This is a genomic window from Cecembia sp. (assembly GCF_007126775.1).
In the GTDB taxonomy this organism is placed as follows: domain Bacteria; phylum Bacteroidota; class Bacteroidia; order Cytophagales; family Cyclobacteriaceae; genus Cecembia.
On record NZ_SLAP01000027.1, the window covers coordinates 1 to 6910 of the forward strand.

Genomic DNA, 6910 nt, shown 5'->3' on the forward strand with positions numbered 1-6910 from the left:
GTTAAGAAAATATTCTGTGGATTTTTTAGCTTGAGTTCAGGATGCAGGGAGGGAAAAAGTGTTCATGGTTCATGGTTCAGAAGTTCATGGATTAAGGTGTATATTATAAGATTTGTAAAACAACTTATCCGCCACGGAGGAATTGAAAAAAATAGGGTTCATGGTTCATGGGTTCAGGCGTTCATGGTTCAGAGTTTATCGTTCATTAAGAGGTGAAATTAGAATTGAGAACCAAGTCAAAGGTAAAAAGCAATTCCCTGAGCTTGTCGGAGGGGGAAAAGATCCGGGGTGGAAACTCCGGATTTTTTATTGGATTGGGTTTTTATTTTTGGATCAACAAAAAAAAATAAAAAATAATTGATTTTTTTTTCAGCTTGTATTTTAGGGTAAAATGCAGTTTCTTTTTAATGATTTACAATTAATAGTTTGTGTAGTTCAGTTGGGTCCAAAAAGGGTCTTTTTGATTGTTTTAGATTGGTTTTCAGGACTTTGTAATTTAATTTTTTTGCAGCATATTGTTGAAAATTTCGAAGTTTTTAAATAGTCTTAAAAGGCAATTTTTAAACCATTACACTTTTAAATACATGTTTAATCAACCAGTTTAATTATGAAATACAAGAACAAACTGATTTTGGCAAATGTACTTGCCCTGCTAGCGGTGGTTACAATTGTCAGTGTTTCAAGTTTGCTTGGGGTCGAGATAGGCGGTGGAAGCCCTCTATTGCTCAAGCTGCTTTTGGTTTTGGTACCACAGGTAGGATTTATTTACTTTTATTTGAAGGTATCAGCCGAGGAGAAGAAAAGATCAGTAGCCTGATTTTGTCAGGACGATATTTATGTTTTAAATAGGTAATACTGATTTATTAAGTGTTAGATAGGTATTTTTTAGTGATCGAATGAATGCGTTAAGGTCTAAGTATGCCCGGCGGTCTTTGGCTGTCGGGCATCTTGGTTTTATGTAGGCAAAAAAAATCCACATACTGGATGTGGATTTTACCTTTTGGGTGATTGTATTTTGGAGTTTTATGCCACTCTGCTGGAAATGTCCAAGAGTAAGCCGTTGGGATCCTCAAGAAGCATTCTGCGCTGTCCCAGAAACTCATCCTCAGGTTTCAGTACAATACTTGCATTGTAATGAAGCGCTCTTTCATACACTTCATCCAGGTCATTGACCACAAAAGCCAGATTTACGCCGGCCGGATGTTGTACATAAGTTGCTGGAATCAGATCGGTATTTTTGGGAAAAAGTCCAATTTCCAAGAGGTTGTCTTTGGATTTGAGGTTAATGTACCAATTGCTTTCGAATTCGGCTTTGAAGTCCAAAACCTGCTCGTAAAAGTCTTTGCTTTCCTGAAGATTGTCTGTAAAAAGGTTGGCAATCATTCTTGTGGTGAGCACTTTGCTGGAATTAGTTTTTACTGCGGGCATATCATACTAGGGGCTTATAATAGATTTATCTGTAAAACGAATTAAAGATAGTATTTTATTGTGTAAAATATAAAATAAATATATAAAAATTTTTGAATAATGCAATTAAATTCAAAAATATAAGGTCGAAATACAATTAGAACCTTATGAAATTTTAAATTATTTTTTTCAACTTTTGAAGTAAAAGGTAGTACCTGGAGAGGAAAGTAATGGAGGGATTTTTCACACCAACCTGGATGAATAATGATGGATATTGGGATGCTTGAAAATAAATAAAAACCAAGTAAAAAGCGATGCGCTGAGCTTGTCGAAGTGGCAAAAGGAAAAAGTGGGGTTCGATTAATGTTTAAGGGTTTAAAGTTTAAAGGGCAAATAGGATGAAAATGGGCTGTTAGAAATTTACAATTTCGTGAAGCGATACCACAGATTTTCAATCCGCAAATGACTGTCCACTAATTACACGGATTTACACAAATTCTTTGAGTTTGGTGCTTTTGTGGGATCTCAAATGGGTAAATCAGATCACCGGCATCATGGGAAATTGAATTAGCGCGAGGCTTGCGGATTTCCACTAATGTTCTTCTTCGTATAATGTGCAAGAAGAGGGCCGAGGGCCCTGGATATCCTAGGATAGGGTGATGCCCTATCCCAAGTGAACATGTATCGTCTCCTAAGCCGACCGGGGCTGAAAGCCACAGATATCTTAAATATTACCGCTTTAGATATTCTATATTGGATAAAAAGCTGCTCTTTTTTAGTATTTAACCACTGATGAATGATGATGAACACACCTGCCAGACGCAGGCTGGGATAAAACGCTTCGCTTTTTGGCCTACTCGGAATTTACAATTTCGTGAAGCGATACTGCGGATTTTTAATCTGCAAATTTTGGTCTTAACCACGGATGAACAAGATCAACACCGATGTTGAGGAATTAAGGATTATTTAGAAGCGCTTTTATTCATTTTTAGATATACTTCATTCGTCCAGAAAATCCCGAAGGGATTGAATCCCTTTAAGGGTATTTGCCCCGGATGAAATCCGGTGGTAAGGGATAATTATAAGAATAGGTAATTCCAACCCTGAAAGGGTTGAATTAAAAACCGAAGTTTAAGAAAAAAGGACAAGGTTATTGGGCTGTTAGAAATTTACAATTTCCTGATGCGATACCGCGGATTTTTAATCCGAAAATGACTGTCAACTCCTGCCTGCTGCAGGCAGGAATTACACGGATTTACACAAATTCTTTGGGTTTGGTGCTTGTGAGGGATCTTAGTAGGGTAAATTATTTCAAAGTCACCATGGGAAATTGAATTAGCACGAGGCTTTCAAATTTTCACGAATTCCGAGCTATACATATTTTCTTGCCCCTTATTTAATGGGATTTTTTTTATGTATAAGAATAAGGCTGAAGGCCATATATGTGATAGCCCGGGGTTAGGAACGACACCCCGGGTAAAAAGTGCCCACCACGTTCCCAGAGGCGGCGCTGCAATCGCCTGAAAAAACGCAAACGTAATCGCCGCCGATATGAAACGGACACTTTCTATAGAACGCGGATACTTCGACTTCGCTCAGTACAAGTGACGCGCCCACCTACCGGAGGGCAGGGATTGGGCTGATTATCGCGGATAATAAGCTTCGATTTTGAGAAATAAAAGGGCTTAATGGTAATCAAGAGTACCTGAATACCCCAACTTTGCGCCTTTTCCCTTGCGCCCATGGCGGTTTTATTCTGAAAAGCTTCTCTTTTTAAACCACTCATGGCACAGGTTTACAGGAATTTTGCTGTATCGGAAACATGATTATAGGATTCTACCCTGTAGTGATGTAAAGTTTTTAAAAGTAAAAAAACAGCATTAATCTTCTTCGGCCATTATCGCTTCTTCCAGATCGCTTTCTTCAATTACTTTTCCAAGGTTTACACCTCCTCTAAACAATAGCAAGCCACCCGCTATCCCGAGGGGGTAATTTTTGCTCTGCATGCCGTGCACCAGTAGATATGTGCCGGAAAACAGCATTACTACGGGCTCAATGCTTTTGAATCCTTTTTTTACGTTATGATAGATCGATTTTGCTAGGCTCGTCATGTTTATTTGGTTTATGTATTTTCAATAAAAAACAGGCTATGGTCAATGGATTACCATCCTTGTATCTGCCTCTATGCTAATTTACGTAAAAAATCACATGATGGCTGATGAAATGGAGGGGAAACTTTGGATAGGTCGCTTAATCTTTCCTGAGAGCAAAGCGAATCGGGAGGCCAGGTTTCGGATTGGGATAATGTGTATTGAGGAATGAAGGAGATTTGAAGTTTCACGAGACTGTTATTGTAGACGAAAGAATTTTTTGAATTACACAGAGGTCCACGGGAGAGGCACCGCGATACACAGAGTGTTTTTTGAACCACGAAGCACTCCAAGGGCACGAAGAAATAAAGGTAAAAGGGGTAAGATTTGGGTTTTGCCTAGCAATTTTAATATATGCCAACCTTTCAGGCCTGGAATTTTTGATATAAGAGTTATGCGTAATCGATTGCCTTCGACCATCTTTTTGTTTAATCGCCCCTTCATGGCTTTAGTGAAAGGTAAGGCTGAAGGCCTTGAATATCAAAGGAGAACGGAACCTATCTGAGGAACAGGCAGGAATTGCACAAATTCACACGATTAAATTTTATCTCAATTATTAAGAATTCTTCCAGCTGTATTTATAGGATATTTAGGAAAGGAAATTAAGCATGAAGCTTTCAATTTCTCACGCTTGCCTTACTTAGTTAGGAATCTTTTGTTTCATCAGATGTACAAGAATAGGTACCACGGTGCTTGGATAGAAGAGTTAATTCAAGCCTATTCGGGGTTGGTGAGGCAGGGTGATACCTTTACCTTTTTACTCCGGAATATATCCGGGGAAAATAACCCTTGGTATTTAATCTCCCGATTCTCGGGACAGGCTCTTCGGGATTGAATCCATAATCAAGATTACCCCCTTGACTATTGGAAAGAAAAGCTTCGTCTTTTTTTAATCTGCATATATCAGTCTGAATACTGGTTTAATTGGGTTCAAGTCTGAAGACGTGAACTAAAAAGGTGCAACGGAACATTTCCTTTGCACCTTTTGCAGTTCATGTTTTTAAAATATCTAGAATTTCCGGTACTTGCCTCCCAAAAACTTATTGGCTTTCTTCTCGGCAAAGCGGGCCTTTTTGCTGTCCCAATGCAGGGTTTCATTTGGGAACCTTCCTGCAATCACCCCCAGCAGGATGGTTTCAGTAAGTCGGGCCGAGTATTCAAAGGGAGCAGAGCATTCTCCTTTGCCCAAACAGGCATCCACAAACTCATGGTAATGTTTTTTGCTTTCTCCTGCATAATCTTTGACCGGAGCACCCAGGTTAAAAGGAGCCACATCAAATTCCTGGTATTGTCCATCCACAATCAACTTTGGAAGTTCCATAAAGTGTGGTAAAAGCAACCTGCCTTTTTCCCCCATAAACATGGCTCCTTGCTCCGGTAATTTGTCCCCATTCGGAAGCTGAAGGTCTTCGTGGTCTGCAGGCGCACCAGGGCCATCGTACCATACCCACTTGAGCGATTCCGCAGTGTATGGGGTTGCAGGAAATTCATAAGTGACGGTGTTGTTTTCAGGAAACCCAAACCCGGTTGGTTTTCTGCATTCAGTGCGGATGGTACGGGGTACATCCAACTGCAGGGCATTGTAAGGTGTATCGAATATATGTACACCCATATCACCTAGGGTTCCACAACCGAAATCCATGATTTTTCTCCAGTTGCCGGGATGGTAATAGCCTTCTTTATAAGCCCTTTTTGGGGCTGTGCCCAGCCAAAGGTTCCAGTCCAGATTGTCCGGTACGGGATCACTTCCAGTAGGTTCGGGACCATCATATCCCCAGTTTTTGGGAGACCATGCCCTTACCGTATCCACTTTGCCGATAATTCCGGATTGGATCAGCAGGGTAGCCAGTTTGTAATCATAAAAGGAGTGCACCTGAATACCCATCTGTGTTACCAGGTTCTTTTCTTCGGCCATTTTTTTCATGATCCTGGCTTCCGTTACGTGATGGGTGAGCGGTTTTTGACAATAGACCGGCTTATTCATTTCCATGGCCATTATGGATGCCGGGGCATGGGTATGATCAGGGGTAGAAACGACTACCGCATCAAATTCATTTTCCAATTCTTTGAGCATCTTACGGTAGTCTGTGTAGCTTTTTGCATTGGGATAAAGTGCCTTTGCATGTGTCAGCATCTCGCTGTCTACATCGCATAGGCCCAGGACTTCCACCTCTGGGTGCGAGGCGATGGCTGCAAGATCCTCTCTTCCCATCGCCCCCAAACCTATATGGACTGTTCTCAATTTGCCTGCGGCTTTTGCCTGTGCCATAATAGTTGGGGCCAATGCCAGACCTGCAGCTCCTAAAGCAGACTTTACCAGAAAGTCCCTGCGGTTGATCACCTGAAAATTTTTCTTCATCGGTTTATTGTTCATTATTTGTTATTGGTAATTCTTTGATTCTAATATTTCTAAAGTGGACGACATCCCCATGTCCCAAAAAGCCAATATGGCCTTTGCTTCGCTGTAGACCAGGATGCTCTTTTTGGTCCAGGGTGCCGTTTTTGCTGGCTTCCAGGTAATCCCCTTCCAGAATGGTGGTCCCGTTGAGGATCACCTTGATGTAGGGATGCTGGACAATGACCTCTTGTTGGTTCCATTCTCCCGGAGCTTTCAGGTAGCCGCGCTTGGCAGCCATCACTCCATAGACAGATCCGTGGAATTGGTAATCGTGGAGGTTGGCATATTTCTCAGCCTCATTGTCCAGGATCTGGATTTCTTTGCCCAAGTAGGCGGCATCTCCTTCCAAAGGGGCATGGATACCTAAGCCATTGTTGGCCCCAGGGGTCAAGAGAAACTCAAAGCGGAAAATAAAGTTGCTGTATTCTTTTTCGGTGAAAAGGTTTCCTCCTCCACCGCCTTGGGGATCGATGACAATGATGCCATTTTCTACCCTGTAGGATGTTTTATTGCCTACCCAACCATCGAGGTTTTCACCGTTGAAAAGGGGGGTAAATTCACTTTCGGGTACTTCTTGGGCTTGGATAGTTCCAAAACCAAAAAGCAGAGCGGCAGCGAGAAGTAAGCAGATTTTCTTCATAGGGAGATTATGGTATCAAATGGAATAGAAAATACTTATTGTAATTCAATCCAGTAATTTTCTGCTCTCAATTTATCAAAAAATAATCTAAATCGTAGAACTTGTTGAAAAAAATAAGGAAAGGTAGTAAGGGATAAAATGCTGTCATGGTTGTTTGGTTCTGCAACGGACAGGTGTTGTGGTTGGAGCTTTGAAGATAGGGGGATGGGTACTGTAATACGTAAATGGTAATGCAATGAAGCATCTCCCTAATTTATGGAGGATTTGTAGTCCTCATTTCTCCGTATGAAAAATTGAATCAGTAAGGCCTTTTGA

General features: G+C 41.1%; 6 protein-coding genes. 2 read left to right on the plus strand and 4 right to left on the minus strand.

The window, feature by feature from the left end:
• Window positions 1-216 (plus strand): hypothetical protein (locus tag QZT73_RS02030; protein WP_291786347.1); only part of this gene is annotated, 216 nt, incomplete at its 5' end.
• A gap of 391 nt (window positions 217-607) precedes the next feature.
• Entirely contained in the window at window positions 608-817 is a 210-nt protein-coding gene (locus QZT73_RS02035; protein ID WP_291780871.1) for a hypothetical protein, read from the plus strand.
• Between the two features lie 206 nt (window positions 818-1023).
• Here QZT73_RS02035 and QZT73_RS02040 read toward each other — a convergent pair whose 3' ends face one another.
• From QZT73_RS02040 to QZT73_RS02055, 4 genes are all read right to left on the minus strand, one after another.
• Entirely contained in the window at window positions 1024-1428 is a 405-nt protein-coding gene (locus QZT73_RS02040) for a VOC family protein (RefSeq protein WP_291780868.1), read from the minus strand.
• A 1859-nt stretch (window positions 1429-3287) separates the two neighbouring features.
• Window positions 3288-3518 carry a hypothetical protein gene (locus tag QZT73_RS02045; RefSeq protein WP_291780863.1) on the minus strand — a complete coding sequence of 77 codons (231 nt, stop codon included), beginning with the start codon at window positions 3516-3518 and terminating at the stop codon, window positions 3288-3290.
• 1048 nt (window positions 3519-4566) lie between these two features.
• Window positions 4567-5916 carry a Gfo/Idh/MocA family oxidoreductase gene (locus QZT73_RS02050; RefSeq protein WP_291786348.1) on the minus strand — a complete coding sequence of 450 codons (1350 nt, stop codon included), beginning with the start codon at window positions 5914-5916 and terminating at the stop codon, window positions 4567-4569.
• A gap of 4 nt (window positions 5917-5920) precedes the next feature.
• Window positions 5921-6595 (minus strand): DUF1080 domain-containing protein, encoded by a 675-nt coding sequence (locus QZT73_RS02055; protein ID WP_291786351.1) that lies wholly within the window; start codon window positions 6593-6595, stop codon window positions 5921-5923.
• Window positions 6596-6910: the final 315 nt, after the last annotated feature.